This window comes from Nostoc sp., from assembly GCF_036917655.1.
Classification (GTDB): Bacteria; Cyanobacteriota; Cyanobacteriia; order Cyanobacteriales; family Nostocaceae; genus Nostoc.
The window spans coordinates 179,169-197,942 of the sequence record NZ_JBALCY010000074.1 but is presented as its reverse complement, the minus strand read 5'-3'; the positions used below and the strand labels follow the sequence as shown (position 1 = coordinate 197,942).

Genomic DNA, 18,774 nt, shown 5'->3' with positions numbered 1-18,774 from the left:
GTTGAGTTTTTAGCGATGCCTGTGATAGTTTAGAAATAAATTGGCTCGAAAACGCCTCAAGGTAAGTCGCCAGTGTAAAGACTTTGTTGTAAAAACAGCAAGGTTATTATTGATGTCTAGCGACTTTGTGGCGGATGAAGACTCAACCAGTGCAAAATATGGTGAGCTAGGCGCAGTTTTGCAAAAAAGATACTTTTGCAAGCTGCGTGTTGATTTTTTATCCCTCTTCAGAATCTCCAGATTTCTAAAGTGAATAATCAAGCTTTTCCAGAGCTACATTCCCTCTCTCACAGATAAAATTTATATATGAACGCTACACAAGAAAAACTAAAAGTTCAGCTTGAGCAGGCTTTAGTCGCGGCTTTTGGCGCTGACTTCGCTGGAGTAGATCCAATTTTGGTTACTGCTAGCAATCCTAAATTTGGTGATTATCAGGCGAATGTGGCTTTATCCCTGAGTAAAAAGAAAGGATTGCAACCAAGAGCGATCGCAGGTGCGATCGTTGAGAAACTAGATGTATCCGAAATCTGCGAACCGCCCCAAATCGCTGGGCCAGGATTTATCAATTTAAAACTGAAAACGGTATACCTGGAAGCACAACTGAACGAGATACAAGCTGATCCCCGGTTGGGAGTTCCAGCCGCGAAAACGCCAAGAAAAGAAATTGTGGATTTTTCCAGTCCGAATATTGCCAAAGAAATGCACGTCGGACACTTGCGTTCTACGATTATTGGTGATTCCATCGCCCGGATTTTAGAATTTCAAGGACACGATGTCTTGCGGTTAAATCATATAGGTGATTGGGGTACGCAGTTTGGCATGTTAATCTCCTATCTGCGGGAAGTCTACCCAGAAGCCCTTACCACTGCTAATGCTTTAGATATTGGTGATTTAGTTTCTTTTTACCGCAAAGCCAAACTGCGGTTTGATACAGATGAGGCTTTTCAACAAACAGCACGGCAAGAAGTCGTCAGATTACAAGCTGGTGCAGAGGATACAATCCATGCTTGGAAACTACTGTGTGAACAGTCGCGGCGGGAGTTTCAAATAATTTATGACTTGCTGGATGTCCAAGTAATTGAACGCGGGGAATCTTTTTATAACCCTTTACTATCTGGCGTTGTAGAAGATTTAGAAAAATCTGGATTACTGGTAGAAAATCAAGGGGCAAAATGCGTTTTTCTGGAAGGATTTACAAATAGAGAAGGTGAACCTTTGCCCTTAATTGTGCAGAAATCAGATGGCGGTTATAACTACGCCACTACAGATTTAGCATCTCTCCGCTACCGAATTCAGCAGGATGAAGGAAAGCGGCTAATTTATGTAACAGATGCTGGACAAGGAAACCACTTTGCCCAATTTTTCCAGGTAGCACGCAAAGCTGGATGGATTCCCGATGATGTGGAATTAGTGCATGTTCCCTTTGGGTTGGTGTTAGGAGAAGATGGGAAGAAATTCAAAACTCGTTCTGGGGATACTGTGCGGTTGCGGGATTTATTAGATGAAGCGATCGCTCATGCCCATACTGACCTAAAAACTAGATTACAAGAAGAAGAACGCCAAGAAACTGAAGAATTCATTAATGAAGTTGCTAGGATAGTTGGGATCAGTGCAGTTAAGTATGCAGACTTAAGCCAAAATCGCACCAGTAACTACATCTTCAGCTATGACAAAATGCTGGATCTTAAAGGTAATACTGCGCCCTATATGCTGTATGTTTATGCGCGAATTCAGGGGATTAGCCGCAAGGGTGATATTAACTTTAAGGAGTTGGGAAACAATGCCGTTCTGTTGCAGCATGAAACAGAATTAGCGCTGGCAAAATATTTACTTCAACTAGATGAAGTTATTAATAGTGTAGAGCAAGACTTGCTGCCCAATCGTTTATGTGAGTATTTGTACGAACTGAGTAAAAAGTTTAATCAGTTTTATGACCGCAATCAGGGAGTTCAGGTGTTGGATGCACAGGAACCGCAGCGAACTTCTCGCCTGATTTTATGTGATTTAACTGCTAGAACCCTGAAGTTGGGACTATCTTTGTTGGGAATTCAAGTGTTAGAGAGGATGTAATATATTTATTTTTTTTAACGCATAGGCGCTTCGCCTTCCCGCAGGGTAGGTACGCTGAGGTAAAGCAAAGGTATGCAGAGTAAGAGTTAAGCTAATTTTTTCTTTGTGCCTTTGCGGTTCGTTAATCAGAATTGTTGGACTTGGAGGCGATCGCAAATGGTACGGACACCATCAAAAAATATAACTTTGGCAGAGTTTCTCATGTTACCAGAAACAAAACCCGCTAGTGAATACATCGATGGCCAAATTATTGAGAAACCTATGCCACAGGGAAAGCACAGTACAATTCAAGGTGAAATGGTTAGTAATATCAACTCAACGGTGAAGCCCAAGCGAATTGCTCGTGCTTTTCCAGAGTTGCGGTGTACTTTTGGTGGAAGGTCAATAGTACCAGATATTTCTGTGTTTACTTGGCAAAGAATTCCCCGTGATGAAAATGGCGAAGTTGCCAACGTCTTCAAAGCAGCTCCCGATTGGACTATTGAGATTCTATCGCCTGACCAAAGACAAACGAAAGTTACAAAAAATATTCTGCATTGCCTGAATTATGAAACACAAATGGGTTGGCTGATTGATCCAGAAGAACAAACTGTATTTGTGTACATCCGCAATCAACAGCCAATCATGTTGGATGAACTAGAAGCTTTACTTCCTGTGCCAGATTTTGCAAGTGAGTTGAGGCTGACGCTAGGAGATTTATTTGGTTGGCTGTTAGAGTAAACCCAAGCATGTCAAACCCTGACGAATTGAATAAGAAAATAGACCAAGTGCAACAGGTTTTCTGGGTAGGAATCGGTTGTAAACGAGGAACCTCATGGCAGTTGATTGATCGGGCAATTGAGCAAGTCTTTCGAGAAAATCAACTTTTTCAAAGTGCGATCGCAGGGATTGCTACCATTGACACTAAAGCCTCGGAAGTAGGTTTAGTAGAACTTTGTCGCCTACGCAATTTGCCCCTAAAAACCTTTTCTGCCCAAATCCTTCGCTCTGTCTGTGTCCCCAACCCTACCACAATTACCGACCACAAAGTAGGTACACCTAGCGTAGCAGAGGCAGCTGCTATTCTTGCAGCTACTCAACCCACTCCATTGTTGACTGCTTCCCCTTTTCCCAACACAGAAGTATTGGGAGTGAGGTTCTTAGTTCCTAAACGAATTTTCCAGTTACAAGAGCAACCAGGAGCGGTAACACTAGCTGTTGCCGAAGCTCAAATATGAGTTAGGACTTACGCAAAAGAGATCCCCCAACCCCCTTAAAAAGGGGGCTTTGATTCCGGTTCCCCCCTTTATTAAGGGGAGCCAGCGCGGTCTTCTCCCTACAGCCCTTCTCCTAAAGGAGACGCTCTTGCGTTCGGGCATCCTACGGCGGGCGCTAGCCTCTCCCAATGTGAGAAGGGGAGACCATGCCGCGCATAGCGCAGCGTTAGCGAGTCCGCGTTCGCGCAGCGTCTCGTAGAGAGCGTCTGGGGTTTCCCCAAGTGGAGCGACTGGCGTGGGTTAGGGGGGATCGAGGTTTCAGGTTTTCCATGCGTAAGTCCTGATGAGTATTAGCAAACTTCACTAATTTTTCTAGTCAACAACTCTCAACAAATAGTTAATTATGCTAGAAACAATTGCTAGCACAATTGAACCTAACAAAGCAGGTAAAAAGCCCTGAATCTCAAAACCATAACCAGGAGTTAGGGCACTTGCCAGCCAAAGGGTTAAGGCGTTGATCACTAATGTAAATAAACCAAAGGTGAGTAAGGTAATCGGAAACGTCAAAATCTGCAAAATTGGTCTAATAAATGCATTAACCAGACCAATAACAAGAGCAGCGACCAAGGCAGTCAAAAAATTCTTGATAAAGAATCCCGGAACGATATTAGCAGTCAGAAATAACGCCACCGCAGTACCGAGCCAAGTTAATAAAAAGTGTTGCATAAGTTTTTTTTAGAGGAATTAGCAGTAAGTTTAATTAATTTGACTATTGCCAGTTGTGATCTTTAACACTATCAGGTGTCGTTGTGCTTGACTCCTAAAGTTGCTGTACTCTTTTATCAGCCCAAAAGCAATGTAATTTTTCAGTGCTGGCATAGAGACATACTTCTAATCGGTGTATCTTTATCGTATTGCAGGATGTACCACGAATTAAATTCATCAAAAATGATATGACCAGCAAAACTTCTACAGAGGTTTCTCTCGGTCGAGAAACCTCTGTATCTAAAAGAGGGTATCAGTCATTAAGGGAACTGCCAAAATTGCACTATAGTGGATGGCAACTTTAGCATCAGCCTAACGCTGTTGGGGCGATCGCCGCAAAAGAACCTCCCATGTAGAGCCACCAACTACACCGTCAGCTTCTAAACCATAGCGCTTTTGTGCAGCTTTCACAGCTGTATCGGTTGTCACGCCAAAGTCTCCATCGGCATCGCCTTGCAAGAAACCAAGCTTTTTCAGTTGTTGTTGCAACTTAACAACTTCAGAACCACGTAATCCTATACGCAAAATTGGCAATCCTTCTGAGGTATATTGAATACCAGGGGTTTGCTTAGTAGTTGTGTTTGACTCAGTTCGACTAGTTTGCCCAGTCCGTGTGGTTGACTGAGTTCGAGTAGTTGATCTAGTACGATTCGGTGTTTTCTGTGTCCTTGAAGTCGTAGCTTTTCTTGGAGTAGCAGGTCTTGGCTCAGGGCTGGTCGCTTGTGTTACAGCTTTTTTTGGGGTAGCAGGTCTTGGCTTAGGGCTGGTTGCAACTTGTGTTACAGCTTTTTTTGGGGGGTTGGGGTTAGGATTTGCAACGTTGGTAAGGTTGCTAGCCTGGCTTGGAACAGGAAAATTCGTAGCTGAGTTAAATCTTGGCTGGGATGAAGGGACGGTTGATGCTGCTACCGGTTGATTAGGGAAAAGTCGTTGCCAAGTGCTGGCATCAACAATGCCATCTGGATTCAAGCCAGCTGCTTGTTTAAATCGGGCAACAGCACTGGCCGTATTCTCACTATATGTACCATCTACGGCACCAGAGTAAAAACCCAAAAGTTTCAGAGCTGCCTGAAGTTCAGATACGCGTTCGCCTTGGCTACCAACTTTGAGGATAGGGCGGTTGATGCTATCTCCAGGATTTACTTGGGCAATTTTTTGTGGTGCTGCTATTGATACTACTGCCGTTGAGGCAATAAGCAGAGGTGTAGTGGAGAACAAGAGTATTTCAATAGCTGATAAAGATTTAGACCTCTTTGGCCACCAATCCTTTTGCCGTTTTTCCATTCTACAGCGATTTACAGTTGGGTCTAGTAATTTTAAGTAACTCAAAATACTTGCTGTCAGGCTGCTTTGCATGGAATTTACTCCCAGAATATTCTCATGCTAATAGTACAGCCGCTTGGTCTAAAAAACAGCTGCTGCATTTATGATATCTTCGATGGGCTATTCGGCGTCGCACATAATCCAATATCCTTGGGTTCAGACTTGCTCCTCCCTAACCTAACCCTTCTCAAAAAGGAGTAAATTAGAATCAGCCTATGCGATCGCTCGATTAATTGCTTCTTCTTGACCTACTAAAGACAAGTAAGGTGATTTTAAATACTTACAAGCTGCGGCGATCGCATCTTTGGCACTCACTGCCGCAATCAATTCTTGGAACTTTGTGTCAAAATCAATTCCTAAGCCCAAAATTTCATACCAGCCGTATATCTGAGCAATTTGCCCGTTCGTTTGTTTACCCAAAGCATACTGTCCCAATATCTTATTTTTAGCAGCTTGGAGGGCGCTTTCCGATACTTCGGCGGTAGATAATAAATCTACTTCTGTCCGCAATCCTTCTAAGGCAATGCTGGTATTTTCTGGGGCTGTACCCATGTAAACCACAAATGAGGCTGGAAATAGCCTTGTGGAGTAAAAGGCGGATACTTCATAAGCTAAACCACGCTTTTCCCGCAATTCGACAAACAAGCGGCTAGAAAGCCCATTTCCCAAGTAGGTACACAGCAACTTCAGTGGGGCGTAGTCAACAGAACTCACCGATGTTCCCAAATAACCAAGCATCACGATTGATTGTTGTGTTTGTACGGGCTTCAGCCTTACCTGTGGTTCCACTTTAATCTCAGGTAAATTCAGTCCTGGCACTGCTTGGGCTGGCGCTTGCCAATCACCAAAAACTTCCTCCACCAACGCTGCTGCATCTGTGGGTGTGATTCTCCCCGCAATACTAATTACTACATTATCTGGACGGAAATAAGTTTGGTGATACTCCACTAAATCCGCACGAGTTAAACGGCTCATGGTGGTTTCATCCCCCAGCACTGACATAGAGTAGGGATGATTTTGGTACATTACTTGTCGCATTTGTTCAAAGGCGACATTGAACGGTTGCTCTTTTTGGGAACGAATATCTTGGAGTGCTAAACGCCGTTCTAGTTCCACTTGAGTTTCGGGAAAAGTCGGCGATCGCAAAATCCGCCCTGCCAATGTTAAAATTTCCCCAAAATCGGATGTTACCGTTTTGAAAGATAGCAAAAAATAATCAGTACTGGCATCTGCACTCAAACTCGCCCCTACAGACTCGACAATTTCGGCAATTTCCAAACTAGAAAGACCATCGCATCCCTTTGTCATCACTGCTGACAGTAAATGTGCCAACCCTGCTTGCTCCCGGTTTTCGTGACAACTACCGGCACGCACAAAGATTCGCGCCGCAATAATGTCCGCAGCAGGGTTTTCTGCCACCAACACTACAATGCCATTGTTCAATACGGTGCGATGGATAGGCGATTTTTGCAGCAAGGTTGTCATTTATTATTTGTCCTTTGTCATTTGTCAATAGTCATTTGTCAAAAACTAATGCCCCATGCCCCATGCCCAATACAACTCTTGGAGAGGCTGCGCCTTAAGCGAAGCTATGCCGCAGGCTTTACGGCTTACCTCGGCTTTGCTACTTCGACGCCGGCTCCATCGAGCGTTCGCGTAGCGTCTCGTAGAGAAGCCGAGATGCTCAGTACAAGTCGGCACAAGCCGCTCAGTACAAGTGCCCAATGCCCAATGACTAAGAGGGTTTAAGTACAGTAACCGCATAATTATGCGGCGAGAGATACTGTTTAGCTAATTTTTGCAATTCTTGGGCATCAAAAGACTGAATCTGCTGGGGATATGTCACAGCTAATTCAGCTTGGGCGATGGTATTGTAATACCCATAAAGCCCCGTAAGCTGATTTGGCGTTTCGGTAGAAAACGCATACTCATTACACAGCAACCTGCGTGTACGAGCAAGTTCTTGTTCACTAATTCCTAAAGTCTGCAAATCATCTAAATGAGCGCAAATTAAGGACTCAACTTCCTCCAGATTCTCTGGTTCCAACCAGGCAGTAATTGTAAATAAACTTGATTCCCGTTGTAGAGAAAAACTACTGCAAATTCCCTGTACCAACTGCAAATCTTCTCGCAAATCACGCACTAAACGTGAAGTCCGCCCTTCTGCCAATAATACCGACAACAAATCTAAACCATAGCCAGTGCGGATTTCTTCTACTCCGGGTACCAGCCACGCCATCAACAATCGCGCTTGTTCTATGCGTGGTAAACACAGTTCTTGACGGCAAATTCCTGTTATTACTGGCTTTGCCACTTTCTCAAACTGCGGACAATTAGAGCGTTCGGCAAAATCAGCAAATGAATGATTTACCATTTCCCAAGCTGGTTCCTGGGCTATACCCCCGGCAATTACCACCGTCATGTTTTCCGGCTGATAGTGAGTGCGGTGAAAACAGCGCATTGCTTCTGGTGACTGCTGCATCAGTTCTTGCTCAGTACCCAGCACCGAACGTCCGTAAGGGTGATGCTGATAGATGCTTTGAATCAGAGTTTGGAATCCTATCCAGTCGGAATCGTCATGACAAGAGCGAATTTCCTCTAGCACCACGTCCCGTTCGCGGCTAAATTCATCTTCTGGAATTGCCGCATTGAGCAGTAGTTCTCCCAAGTAGGGCAGAGTATCTTTTAAATAAGGGGCAGCTGTGGTGAGGGAATAATTAGCATAATCATAGCTTGTCGCCGCATTACTCACGCCACCCCGGTTTTCAACTTTGTAATCGAACATGCCAGGAGGTAGCGTCGCCGTACCTTTAAAAATCATATGTTCTAAAAAGTGCGCCATGCCAAACCACGGTTCTGGCTCTAGGCTTGCTCCAGCACGCACCCAAACATCCGCTACAACTACAGGGGTAGTGGGAATTTCTTGATGAATAAACGTTAAACCACTCTCTAGTCGGACGACCGAGGCTGGAAACACGGTATTAGTTAGTTGTTGTAACAATTTTTTGTAGCTTTAACCACAATTTCAGATAATTTTGTTATCTTAACTCTGAACGATACCTAATTTAGAATCAAGTTATACAGATTTTGTAGAATTGTGCGATCGCTGTTGTCCACACTACCGAGAAATTGGACGCATTATGCATTGAGAGGAAAATCGCAAATTACTTAAAATACTGGAATCTCAATGACAAATTCTGTTCCATCGCCAAGCACAGAATTGCAACTCAACCGCCCATCATGGGTTTGCTCGACAATTTGACGAGCGATCGCTAATCCTAATCCTGTTCCTTTCCCAACCTCTTTAGTGGTAAATAGGTGGTCAAAGATCCTTGTTCTAACCCCCTCTGGCATTCCCTGACCATTATCTTTGATCCGAATTGCCACCGTGTTTTGGTCACTGGATACTTCGGTGTGAATCAGTATTTGGTGATGGTTAGCTTGCGCTTGGGCAAAAGAAAGCCCTTCACTGGAAGTATCTAAGGCATCAATTGCATTCGCGAGGATGTTCATAAATACTTGATTTAACTGTCCTAAAAAGCACTTTACAGGTGGTAATTTTCCGTATTCAGTGATGACTTCAATTGCTGGACGTTTTTCGTTAGCTTTGAGGCGATACTTCAAAATTAACAGCGTACTCTCAATCCCTTCATGGAGATTACAAGCAACTTTCTCGGCTGTATCGGCTCTGGAGAAGGTACGGAGGCTGATGCTAATGTCTTTAATCCGTTCTGAAGCCACCTTCATCGAACTTATAAGCTTTGGTAAGTCTTCAGTCAGGAATTCTAGGTCAATTTCTTGGCCATGCTCAATGACTGCCAAAGCAGGAGTGGAATGATGTTGTTGATAGTGTTGGATATGAGCGAGTAAGTCTTGGATATACTCTTCGGCATTATTGAGACTCCCTTTGAGAAATCCAATCGGATTATTAATTTCATGTGCCACCCCAGCAACCAAATTGCCCAAGGTTGCCATTTTTTCGTTTTGCACCATTTGTAATTGGGTATGCTCAAGTTCTTGTAGCGATCGCTCTAACTGTTGGGCATAATTTTGAGATTCTTGATAAAGACGGGCATTTTCTAGAGAGATGGCAGCTTGAGCGCATAGCAGTTGGATAAGTTCGATGCGATCGCGAGTAAATGCACCAATTGTCAGCGGATTTTCTAAATATAGCAGCCCGATGAGTTTACCCTGATTTAACATCGGCGTACACAACACACTCTTAGCTTGTTGCTGCATGAAATATGGATCGGCGATAAAATCAGTTTGTGCTGTTGCATCATCCAGCACAACAGTTTTTAAGCTGCGTTTGACTGAGTTGATCAGTGTAATCGGAATGCCTTCGCTGGTTGACAATGGTACAGATACCAGAGTGACTCCTTGATTGATGCTGGCTACAGCTTCAACCACTAAGTTGTCCTGTTGGAGTACAATCAATGCAGCTTTTTGTGCCCCAGCATTTTCCATCACCACTTGCAAAAGTGTAGTGAGTAATTGCTCTAATTGAATTTCGCTGGAGAAAGCTTGTGAGGCTTTAAAGATGGTGGCAAAATCGAGGGCTTCAGAAATACTGCTGCTAGAAAGGTTTGTGTGAATGGTTTGATGGGGAAATGAGGAGCCATCGAGGGTTGAACTCAGTTGCAAGCGATGATGCTGCCCTTGTAAGATGGGAGCCAGGAGTTGAGGATAGCGTTTTTCTAAATACTCAGTTTTAGCTTTAGCGCCCCAACGAGCATAGCAGTAATAAGCTTCTTGCATATAAACTTGGGCGATTTTTTCTTTTCCCCAGTCGAGGTAGAACTTGGCAGCTAGTTCATTGCTCAAGGCTTCTTCTTGGATATATTCGTTTTCTTTCGCCAGATAAATGGCGCGATCGTATAATTCTATTGCTGCTATTTTTTCGCCCAAAACTCGATGCCGTTCTGCTTCCACCAAATCAAATTTGTGCTGGAAATTCATCGGTGCAAATTTGGCTCGAAACTGCAATTTTTCCTGGTTTTCGCCAACCTTTAAAAGTAATTTCTCTTGTTGAGATGCTTCAGCCGTTCGATAGACAGCAAGTCGAGATAAAGAATCGTAATAGTAGAAAACAGGCACAGATAACATTCCTGCGGCACTATTGACGTATTGCTCTCCCTGATTTGCATTTTCAACAGCCGCAGGAAAATTCTCAAAAAGATAACTGAGTGTTAACTTATTTAAGAAAAATATATGGAGTGTTAATTCGTCGTTCTCTTTGATAAGCAAAGATAAGAGTTGTTCTTCTTGACAATTTTCACCAATGAGGCACTCTGGATTATCGCTATATTCGGTTAGATTTTTAATGCTTTGACAGACTATACTAGACCAATTTAATAAACGCTGATTTTTGGCAAAATTAGAATCGTAGGCTTTGAAATCTGCTCGCAGGATTTCCAAAACTTCTGTGCCACTTAAATAGACATAGAATAACTTGAAAATCATCGATGCCAGCACATGAAAAAAATCGCCTGTCTCTAATCCAATACTATGAGATTCCTGTAATAAACTAATTGAGGTGCGAACATGTAGTTTATTACATTGATTCAATGCAGCCACCTTAAATATAGTCATACTTTGAACAGATTTTGCTTTAAATCTATCCACAAGCATTAAAGCTAGCTTGCCAAATTCGTAGCCTGACTCTAATTGGTTACAAGTATTAAGTACAATTCCAAAATCTGCATACCCTGGTGCAGAGAGTGGTGCATTGCCGTATTTAAGAAATAAATTCACCTCTTCGCAGGCAATAATTGGGAACAGATAAGGCGCAGCTTGATGGATGGCGGGAGCAATGCTAGCCATAATCCGCAAAGCAACCAAAGCTTTGGGATCATCCATCAATGGCAAATCAATTAAGCCCTCAATACTTTTGTCTGCCAAGGTAGAGAGCGTGTTTACTACATATTGCTGAATGTCTGGAGGTGTGACTGATTCAGGTAATGTTACCCCAAGTTGAGCGAGAAGTTCACGCCCAGTTGCGATCGCTTGGAATGGTTGACCCTGAACCTGATAAGCTTGGAGTTGAACTTCATAAACTTTCACTCTATCCAATAAGGTGGTTGTTTGTTGGATGACGACCTGGATAAGAGATTCCATCTGCTCAAATTCATGATTGAGAAAAGCAGCTTCGGCAGCTTCTTCGTATAAACTTCGAGTCAATTCATAGGCGATTTCCCAACTATTAATTGTCAGCAACTGCATTCCAGAATAGAAGTAATGAATTGCTGCACCATAAGCGGTAGCTTCTTTCGCTTTTCGACCAGCATTCAGATTTAACTGAGCTAATTGTTGACGTTCAGTCGGCTGGGTGATTAGCAATATTCCCCGATTTAACTGACTGACAATTTCAAAAATTCGCTCCTCTAGCTGAGACTCAGAGGTATTTTGCAAGAGTAATTGACCAATTTTAAGATGGGTAAATTGTTTCTGCTCACCTGGAATCAGAGAGTAAGCTGCTTGCTGCACTCGGTCATGTAAAAATTTATAGGTGGGAACTTGGAAATGGGAATTGAAGGGTTTTGAGTCTAAATCATGCCCACTATCTTGAAAGAATTTATAAACTTCATTAGTCGGTAAAATTAACCCTTCTTGCAAAGCTTTCCATAAAGATGCTGCCGTTTCGGTTTCCGATTGTTCAGAAACAATTGCTAAGGTTAGCAAATCAAACTGGTTGCCAATACACGCGGCTAATTTCAACACATTTTGCGTTGCTGCTGGCAATTTCTGCAACTGTAGCGCTACGAACTCTACCACATCATCGGTGAGAGCGAGTGTTTTCACAGCAGCAATATCACATTGCCAGTACCCTTGCTCCAAATTAAAAGTAATCAATCCATCTTCATATAATGCTTTGATAAATTGCGTTGCAAAAAATGGATTTCCCTGAGTTTTTTGATAGACCAGTTGCGTTAGAGGTTGGGCAATTTCACCTGAACAACTCAAGGTATCAACCACCAATTGATTTAAACTGGCTTTAGTTAACGGAGCTAAAGTAATGCTATGAATCGTGGCATTAGCCTTGCAAATCTCCGTTAAAGTTAACATCAACGGATGCCCATTCGAGACTTCATTATCTCGATAAGCTCCAATTAAAAGTAAATATCCACTTCCTGACTCGCTGATCAATAACTGCATCAATTTGAGTGATGCAGAATCGCTCCACTGTAAATCATCGAGGAAAATTACTAATGGATGTTCTTTTGTGGTGAATACCTGAATGAACTTTTGTAAGAGTAAATTGAAGCGATTCTGGGCTGCACTCGGTGAAAGTTCCGTTGCAGGTGGTTGTTGACCAATAATTTGTTCTAGTTCGGGAATTACCTCCAGAATGACTTTACCCTGCTCGCCCAGCACTTGTAAAATTTTATTTTTCCAAGTTGACAATTGTTCATCTGATTCACTCAGCAATTGCCCCATTAAGTCTCGAAACGCCTGGACAAAAGCGGAGAAGGGAATATTCCGATTAAATTGGTCAAATTTGCCTTTGATGAAGTAGCCCCTCTGCCGGACAATGGGTTTATGAACTTCGTTGACCAAAGCAGTTTTACCAATACCAGAAAAACCAGCCACCAGCATTAGTTCTACCCCCCTGAATCCTCCCTTACCAAGGGGGGATTCAGGGGGGTTGGTAACGCGCTCAAAGGCTTTTAGCAGGGTTTCAACTTCATGCTCACGGCCATAGAGTTTTTCTGGGATAATAAAGCGATCGCACACATCCTGTTGGGCAATTGGGAAGCTTTCAATCTTATCCGTTTGCTTGAGTTGAGCTAAACAATTTTCTAAATCATATCTCAGCCCTAATGCACTCTGATAGCGGTCTTCGGCATTTTTCGCCATCAATTTGCTGACAATAGATGAGAGTAGAGGCGCAATTTGCGGATTAATCTCATCTACTAAAGGCGGAAGTTTAGCAATATGACAATGTACCAATTCCATCGGATCGTGCGATTGAAATGGTAATTGCCCTGTTAGTAATTCGTAAAAAGTTACACCCAAAGAATAAAAATCAGTCCGGTAATCAATCCCCCGATTCATCCGTCCAGTTTGCTCTGGAGACAAATAGCCGAGTGTCCCTTCTAAAACATTAGGACTCATGAGGCTTTGAGTTTCTCGTGGTAACAGAGATGCAATACTAAAGTCAATTAACTTAACTTCTTTAGTTTTTGGATGAATTAAAATATTGGCAGGTTTAATATCTTTGTGAATGACCCGATGACGAATTAGAATATCTAATGTATTGCACAGAGCGATCGCTACTTGTAAAAACTCAATGAGAGCTTGTGGTGTTTCCCCTATTCTCCTATTCTCTCCTCTGTCTTGCCACTGCTTTAGAGAAATTCCCCCAAAGTCTTCCATCACTAACACATAGCCATTCTGATAGGGTTCCAGGCTGTAGGTTTGGATGATTCCAGGCAGATTCAAATTTTTGGCGATGGTGAACTGGTTGCGAAACTGTACCAATTCATTGAAGCTGGGAAAAGCAGTTTTCATCAGCTTAATCACCACAGATTTTTGGTCAGTTTCTCGATTAGCGCGATACACTAAGGTTCGAGAACCGTTATAGAGTTCTTTGCTAACGTGATATCCGGGAATGCTGACCATAGGGCTTAATTCTTGAGACCTCAGTATCTAGGTTTCCCAAAAACATGGCAATCTTTACTGTCAGTTCGCTTATTTGAAACTAATCGAAATAATTAAAGCTCCCAAGTTCTAATTGACTTTGGGAGCTAATAATTTTAAGTTCACCGCGACGCCGTTTTACCTAAGTTTATGACCTGGGTTTATCCAGGTGGGAACCTAAATTCCTCGTTTAAAGTTTCCGGGTACATGCCCGGTATACTGCCACGAGAACAGTTGACTCCCTTGTCATTAAAGGCATAGATCAAAAAACTTGATGGCAGTCACCAACGTCGTAGTGCAACTCACTCATTATAGCTTTTCAAAAGATGTTGTGTGTTCAACATCGAAAGTTTCTGAAATATTTACCTGGGATACCAGATAGATTCTATGCTGTGGGCGATGTCGTTGGCGATGGCTGCGCCGACGCCAAGGGTGATCGCACTTCCCAACTCTTGATTCTGATTATCCAGCAAAACGGTAACATGTCCCAACTTTCGCCCAGTCCGTGATTCTGTCTTCCCATACCAGTGAACATGCGCCTGGGGAATCTCTGCTATTTTTTGACGCTGGCTTTGGTAGTCGCTGTGAGAATTTTCATACCCCAGTAGGTTCACCATCACAGCGCCAGCACACTGCAAAGCCGGATTCCCTAAAGGTAAACCACAAACGGCTCTCAGGTGTTGCTCAAACTGAGAAGTTTCACAGGCATCAAGAGAAAAATGCCCAGAATTGTGGGTACGGGGCGCAATTTCATTTACCAAGACTTTGCCATCAGCACGGATAAATAGCTCAATTCCAAAAATTCCCACTACTTCTAGGCTATTTAATAGAGTATGTGCGATCGCTTGGATTTCTGCTACTTGATTGGGCGTAATCTGGGCTGGCGCAATCACCCGCCGACACACTTGTTGTTCTTGTTGGGTTTCCACCACTGGGTAAGTGACAATTTCTCCTTCCACAGAACGCGCTGCAATTATTGCTAGTTCTCGTTCAAAAGGGACAAATTCTTCTAACAAGAAAAGTGATTGATTTAAAGTTAGCTTTTGCTCTAAAGTAGCAAAATCCTGAATTATGAAAGTACCTTGACCATCATAACCGTGGCGTCGGGATTTGAGGACTGCTGGAAAACCTAGATATTCTATTTTTGATTTGAGATTTTCCGTCTGGTCAAGGGCGAAAAATTGAGGAACTGGTAAACCCAAATCGCTTAAATAGCAGCGTTGATGATATTTATCTAAAAGAGGAGCTAAAGCTTCTAATTTGGGGCGGAAACAAACGCCTTCCTGTGCTAAAAGAGATAAAGCTTGCAGGTTAACAAATTCGTTTTCAAAGGTGATGACATCGCATTTTTTAGCTAATATCTCTGTAGCACTGGCGTCATCTACCGGGGCGAAAACGATTTCCTGAGCGATTGACACGGCCGGGTCGTGTTCACTAGGAGTTTGTATTACCAATTCTACGCCTAGCTTCTGTGCTGCATCTGCCATCATCCAGGCAAGTTGTCCACCACCAATTACACCAACACGCTTCATTGACATCCTAAAGAATCACGAGTTTGCACGCCTGTTTTGGAATTCACACCACTGGCTTTTTCGCACAGTTCTTTGATTTGTGCCCGATCCAAAATTGCATCTGTAAAATCTGCACCGTCTATATTTACATCATTAAAGATAGCGCGGAGCAAAAGAGCTTCTTTGAAAACTGCATCGCTCAAATCTGCCTTAGTCAAGTTTACCTGATCAACCATTGCATTCGTTAAATCCGCTCCGTGGAGATTTGCTTTTGTCATCACTGAAGCACTCATGACTGCTCCTCGCAAGTCAGCGTTTGTAAAGTTAGCCATTTCCATATTGGCGTTAGAAAACTCCGCAGCTTGCAAACTGTCACCAGAAAAATCACGTCTTGACAACTCTGCATTGCTAAATGACAGTGGATGAGTCCAGTCTACTGCCAGTGCGGGATCAGCTACGCACCATATAATAATTCCTAGAAGGAACGCCAACCCTTGCCGCCAAAACATATCGAGAGCCAATTTTGTGTCTAATCGCTGCATTTAAGCTTACCGCATTTGAATATTAGCAAGACTGGCTTATCCTAATTGAGACTCGCAGCCTTGCTACTGGACTTGGGGGATGTGTATTTCCCTTGCTTAATATTTTGTAACGCAAAAAGGGTAAACGCTTTTTAGTTTGAGCAAAATTATTCCTGCGACTTTAGGTAGAGAGCGGCAATATTGGAGATTAGTAGAGACGCATTAGCAAAGTGGGACGAAGTCCCATTTCGCGTCTCTACAAGGGTTTTGAAATTACGTGAAATCATTTGACTAATTAAAAGTTATTTTTGACACCAGGCAAGCGTTAGCAGAACCTATCGCTCTTGATGAAGGTAAAACTTGAAATTCCCAATTCTAAAGGAATAGTTTAGCCGGATAAAGCAATGTCTAGGACGGGCTATGCCTACGCTGATTGATTTGTTAACAATTCTTCATTTTTAGATTTGACTTTCAGGATATAAAGAGTTTTATTGAGCAGTAATACTCACCGAGCTATTTACAATTCTTGACTTTCAATTTTTCAAGTAAAGTTTATTGTCTTTTTAAAGTAAACAGTCCCTATCGACTGCTAATCTTTTAATTAATGAAAGCAGGGTTTGAGCGGACATTATAAGCGTCTCAAGTGCTTAACAAAGCTTAAAAGTTCGATAATTAGCGTTAATTTTATAGCGATTAATTAGTTCTTGAGGAATCTCTAAGAGTTTACATTCACCAAGTACACAACTTCCACAAACCGAACTCCCAAACCCGATGATGAATCACTACTCACTTCAATGGATTGAGGCATGGTGCCAAGAGAATGGCTGGACAGATTTATTTGTCGAGCGACGTAATAACTTCTGGGCTTTCCCTCCGGGTGGGGTAATGCCAGAACCAATCCCAGTTCATGTTCTCAGATTAATTAAAGCTGAAAAGGGATTAACTTTTGAAGAACGATTGTGGTCGATGTCGGCAGTAATTGGCACAATCTTAGCTGTTCTTTTTACCTTTTGGTTTCAGTCGCCGATGCCATTAGTTTTGGCTTTCGCTTTTAACGCGGTTACGGTGGCTCAATTTGAACTTGAAGATGCCTAAATTCTTATGTTGAGCTTTGCGATTAAAAACTGCTCTTGTATGCTTTCAGCAAGAGCAGTTTTTAATTTCAGAAAAAGAGATGAAATCACCACAGTTTCAGCTAAAGATTATTAGTTATTATTTATCGATTGACCAAGGCATTTCAGTACATAGTTGAATACAGTTCAGTTAAGGCTTAAGTCTTTGTCAAATTCAATTTTTTAACGTAGACGCGGAGCGGCTTCCCGCAGGGTACCGTCAAGGACGCCAAGAATGCAAAGGAAGAGAAGGAAGAAATGCTTAACTGAACTGTTTCAGTACATAGTTGAGTCTCCTCTGATGTTCTAAACAACTCAGCAGGTGGCACTTCTAGCCAGTAGATATAATGCACTAGTATCTAGCTAAACTTTCAAAATCATCATAATCATTAGACTTACGTGCTGGCTTAAGATCCATTGCACATTCTCTGATAACATCATCTAAATTAGCATCATTTTGTTTACACCACTCTTTTATACAGGCATAGCTAAGTTCTTCAATTTCATCAGCATTGACGAGGGCAAGCTCAGTATTTTCCTCACATTGAAGCAAATCAAGTAATTGATTACGCAATATATTCCGCAAGCTTTTTGATTTAGGGTCGTAAAGAGTCCATTTGTATTCATCCTTGTATTTAAATAAAACGTAAATCAAAATTGTTCGACCCGAATAAGTTTTTGCACTAATAATATCGTCACCAATATTACGGGCGTAGTCGCGGTTATTATATAGCTTAGATGCATGATGATAAAATGGTGATACGTTGTCATCAACTAAAGCCTCTAAATCCAGTACACCTGATTGAATTGTTACTTTGGATGCATTGTTGAAAAAATTAACTTCTTCTTTTTCATTTATAGATAGAACAGGAAGATCCAGAATTTCTTGGGATTGGCTGTGGCGATTTGTCTGACACGATGGGAAGTATAGCAATCCGATTTGATTTCTGAAATTATTTGCGTAGGCTGGGAGTGGGGAGTGGGGAGTAGGGAGTAGGGAAGAAGCCTCTTTGAGTTGTACTGAGTTTTTTCAAAAATCAAACATGAGTCCTATAGTATTGGATTTGTTCATAGATTGTTTTGGGAGCAAACCAGGATTTTGGCGGAGAATCAGTCATAACTCGGTGCTTATATAAGCAAGGCTTAGATTGAAGCCAGGTTAGTGAATAGTACGTTTAAACTATAAACAATAATACATTTGAACTAAATTTGGTTAATTATGTTACTTTTTGCCACTTATTTAACGAACTTAAGTGGTCAAAGTGGTTCTAATTTGCAGACTATTTCTGGGAAGCTCTACTTTTGAGATTCGCCTGTTTCCACGTTGGCAATCCCCAGGGTGTTTTGATGCCAGAACAAGGGGTGGGAAATGCGATCGCTCAAAGCCACTTCAAGTTTCTTCCCCAATTCAACCAAAACAACCAACCTCTCCGCATTTCTGGTATGTCCGAACGACGCAAAATGAGCTTGTTTCAGGAAATAGCGCGATCGCTCGTTGGCAGTAACGGTACAGGGCTTTTAGGGCGTAAATTTAGCCTACATACTCAGTATTTTAAGTGTAAAAATTGTATTTAAATATATTTACTCTGATAAACTTGTGATGATCATTTCCTGGATGCTACCTTCTACAAGGTGA

At 42.3% G+C, this 18,774-nt stretch carries 13 protein-coding genes and 1 other RNA gene; 5 read left to right on the top strand and 9 right to left on the bottom strand.

Going from position 1 to position 18,774, the window contains the following annotated elements; genetic code table 11:
* Positions 1 to 306 precede the first annotated feature (306 nt).
* The 3 genes from argS (at position 307) to V7K30_RS27925 (ending at position 3,287) form a co-directional block, all read left to right on the top strand.
* Complete coding sequence (gene argS / locus V7K30_RS27935) at positions 307 to 2,070, top strand: arginine--tRNA ligase (protein ID WP_335004907.1); 1,764 nt, start codon at positions 307 to 309, stop codon at positions 2,068 to 2,070.
* 156 nt (positions 2,071 to 2,226) lie between these two features.
* Positions 2,227 to 2,790 (top strand): Uma2 family endonuclease, encoded by a 564-nt coding sequence (locus V7K30_RS27930; RefSeq protein ID WP_335004906.1) that lies wholly within the window; start codon positions 2,227 to 2,229, stop codon positions 2,788 to 2,790.
* A gap of 8 nt (positions 2,791 to 2,798) precedes the next feature.
* A complete protein-coding gene (locus V7K30_RS27925) occupies positions 2,799 to 3,287 on the top strand; it encodes a cobalamin biosynthesis protein (protein WP_335004905.1) in 489 nt (162 codons plus the stop codon).
* 351 nt (positions 3,288 to 3,638) lie between these two features.
* On the opposite strand, the gene V7K30_RS27920 is transcribed toward V7K30_RS27925, so the two are convergent.
* The 8 genes from V7K30_RS27920 to V7K30_RS27885 all read right to left on the bottom strand — a co-directional run bounded on the left by V7K30_RS27920 (position 3,639) and on the right by V7K30_RS27885 (position 16,014).
* Positions 3,639 to 3,992 (bottom strand): phage holin family protein, encoded by a 354-nt coding sequence (locus tag V7K30_RS27920; protein ID WP_335004904.1) that lies wholly within the window; start codon positions 3,990 to 3,992, stop codon positions 3,639 to 3,641.
* A 351-nt stretch (positions 3,993 to 4,343) separates the two neighbouring features.
* The gene (locus V7K30_RS27915; protein ID WP_335004902.1) at positions 4,344 to 5,387 is read right to left on the bottom strand and encodes a peptidoglycan-binding domain-containing protein; all 1,044 of its coding nucleotides are present in this window, start codon (positions 5,385 to 5,387) and stop codon (positions 4,344 to 4,346) included.
* 180 nt (positions 5,388 to 5,567) lie between these two features.
* Positions 5,568 to 6,839: a M16 family metallopeptidase gene (locus V7K30_RS27910; protein WP_335004900.1), complete on the bottom strand. Its 1,272-nt coding sequence runs from the start codon at positions 6,837 to 6,839 to the stop codon at positions 5,568 to 5,570.
* 250 nt (positions 6,840 to 7,089) lie between these two features.
* A complete protein-coding gene (locus tag V7K30_RS27905; RefSeq protein WP_335004899.1) occupies positions 7,090 to 8,331 on the bottom strand; it encodes a M16 family metallopeptidase in 1,242 nt (413 codons plus the stop codon).
* Between the two features lie 191 nt (positions 8,332 to 8,522).
* Positions 8,523 to 13,976 carry a trifunctional serine/threonine-protein kinase/ATP-binding protein/sensor histidine kinase gene (locus V7K30_RS27900; RefSeq protein WP_335004898.1) on the bottom strand — a complete coding sequence of 1,818 codons (5,454 nt, stop codon included), beginning with the start codon at positions 13,974 to 13,976 and terminating at the stop codon, positions 8,523 to 8,525.
* A 136-nt stretch (positions 13,977 to 14,112) separates the two neighbouring features.
* A non-coding RNA gene (gene ssrS, locus V7K30_RS27895) (6S RNA) lies at positions 14,113 to 14,296 on the bottom strand.
* Between the two features lie 60 nt (positions 14,297 to 14,356).
* The gene (locus V7K30_RS27890) at positions 14,357 to 15,526 is read right to left on the bottom strand and encodes a 5-(carboxyamino)imidazole ribonucleotide synthase (RefSeq protein ID WP_335005244.1); all 1,170 of its coding nucleotides are present in this window, start codon (positions 15,524 to 15,526) and stop codon (positions 14,357 to 14,359) included.
* Entirely contained in the window at positions 15,523 to 16,014 is a 492-nt protein-coding gene (locus tag V7K30_RS27885) for a pentapeptide repeat-containing protein (RefSeq protein ID WP_335005242.1), read from the bottom strand. The genes V7K30_RS27890 and V7K30_RS27885 overlap by 4 nt, the downstream gene beginning before the upstream one ends.
* Positions 16,015 to 16,797: 783 nt before the next feature.
* On the opposite strand from V7K30_RS27885, the gene V7K30_RS27880 reads away from it, so the two are divergent.
* Positions 16,798 to 17,121: a hypothetical protein gene (locus V7K30_RS27880; protein WP_180277395.1), complete on the top strand. Its 324-nt coding sequence runs from the start codon at positions 16,798 to 16,800 to the stop codon at positions 17,119 to 17,121.
* A gap of 369 nt (positions 17,122 to 17,490) precedes the next feature.
* On the opposite strand, the gene V7K30_RS27875 is transcribed toward V7K30_RS27880, so the two are convergent.
* Positions 17,491 to 18,072: a hypothetical protein gene (locus V7K30_RS27875; RefSeq protein ID WP_335004896.1), complete on the bottom strand. Its 582-nt coding sequence runs from the start codon at positions 18,070 to 18,072 to the stop codon at positions 17,491 to 17,493.
* 368 nt (positions 18,073 to 18,440) lie between these two features.
* Between V7K30_RS27875 and V7K30_RS27870 the strand changes: the two genes are divergently transcribed.
* Positions 18,441 to 18,713, top strand: coding sequence for a hypothetical protein (locus V7K30_RS27870; RefSeq protein ID WP_335004894.1), 273 nt, complete (start codon positions 18,441 to 18,443; stop codon positions 18,711 to 18,713).
* Positions 18,714 to 18,774: the final 61 nt, after the last annotated feature.

Excerpts from the sequence above, each read along its gene's own strand:
- argS (WP_335004907.1), top strand. The coding sequence starts at position 307 with ATGAACGCTACACAAGAAAAACTAAAAGTTCAGCTTGAGCAGGCTTTA.
- V7K30_RS27930 (WP_335004906.1), top strand. The coding sequence starts at position 2,227 with ATGGTACGGACACCATCAAAAAATATAACTTTGGCAGAGTTTCTCATG.
- V7K30_RS27925 (WP_335004905.1), top strand. The coding sequence starts at position 2,799 with ATGTCAAACCCTGACGAATTGAATAAGAAAATAGACCAAGTGCAACAG.
- V7K30_RS27920 (WP_335004904.1), bottom strand. The coding sequence starts at position 3,992 with ATGCAACACTTTTTATTAACTTGGCTCGGTACTGCGGTGGCGTTATTT.
- V7K30_RS27915 (WP_335004902.1), bottom strand. The coding sequence starts at position 5,387 with ATGCAAAGCAGCCTGACAGCAAGTATTTTGAGTTACTTAAAATTACTA.
- V7K30_RS27910 (WP_335004900.1), bottom strand. The coding sequence starts at position 6,839 with ATGACAACCTTGCTGCAAAAATCGCCTATCCATCGCACCGTATTGAAC.
- V7K30_RS27900 (WP_335004898.1), bottom strand. The coding sequence starts at position 13,976 with ATGGTCAGCATTCCCGGATATCACGTTAGCAAAGAACTCTATAACGGT.
- V7K30_RS27890 (WP_335005244.1), bottom strand. The coding sequence starts at position 15,526 with ATGAAGCGTGTTGGTGTAATTGGTGGTGGACAACTTGCCTGGATGATG.
- V7K30_RS27885 (WP_335005242.1), bottom strand. The coding sequence starts at position 16,014 with ATGTTTTGGCGGCAAGGGTTGGCGTTCCTTCTAGGAATTATTATATGG.
- V7K30_RS27880 (WP_180277395.1), top strand. The coding sequence starts at position 16,798 with ATGATGAATCACTACTCACTTCAATGGATTGAGGCATGGTGCCAAGAG.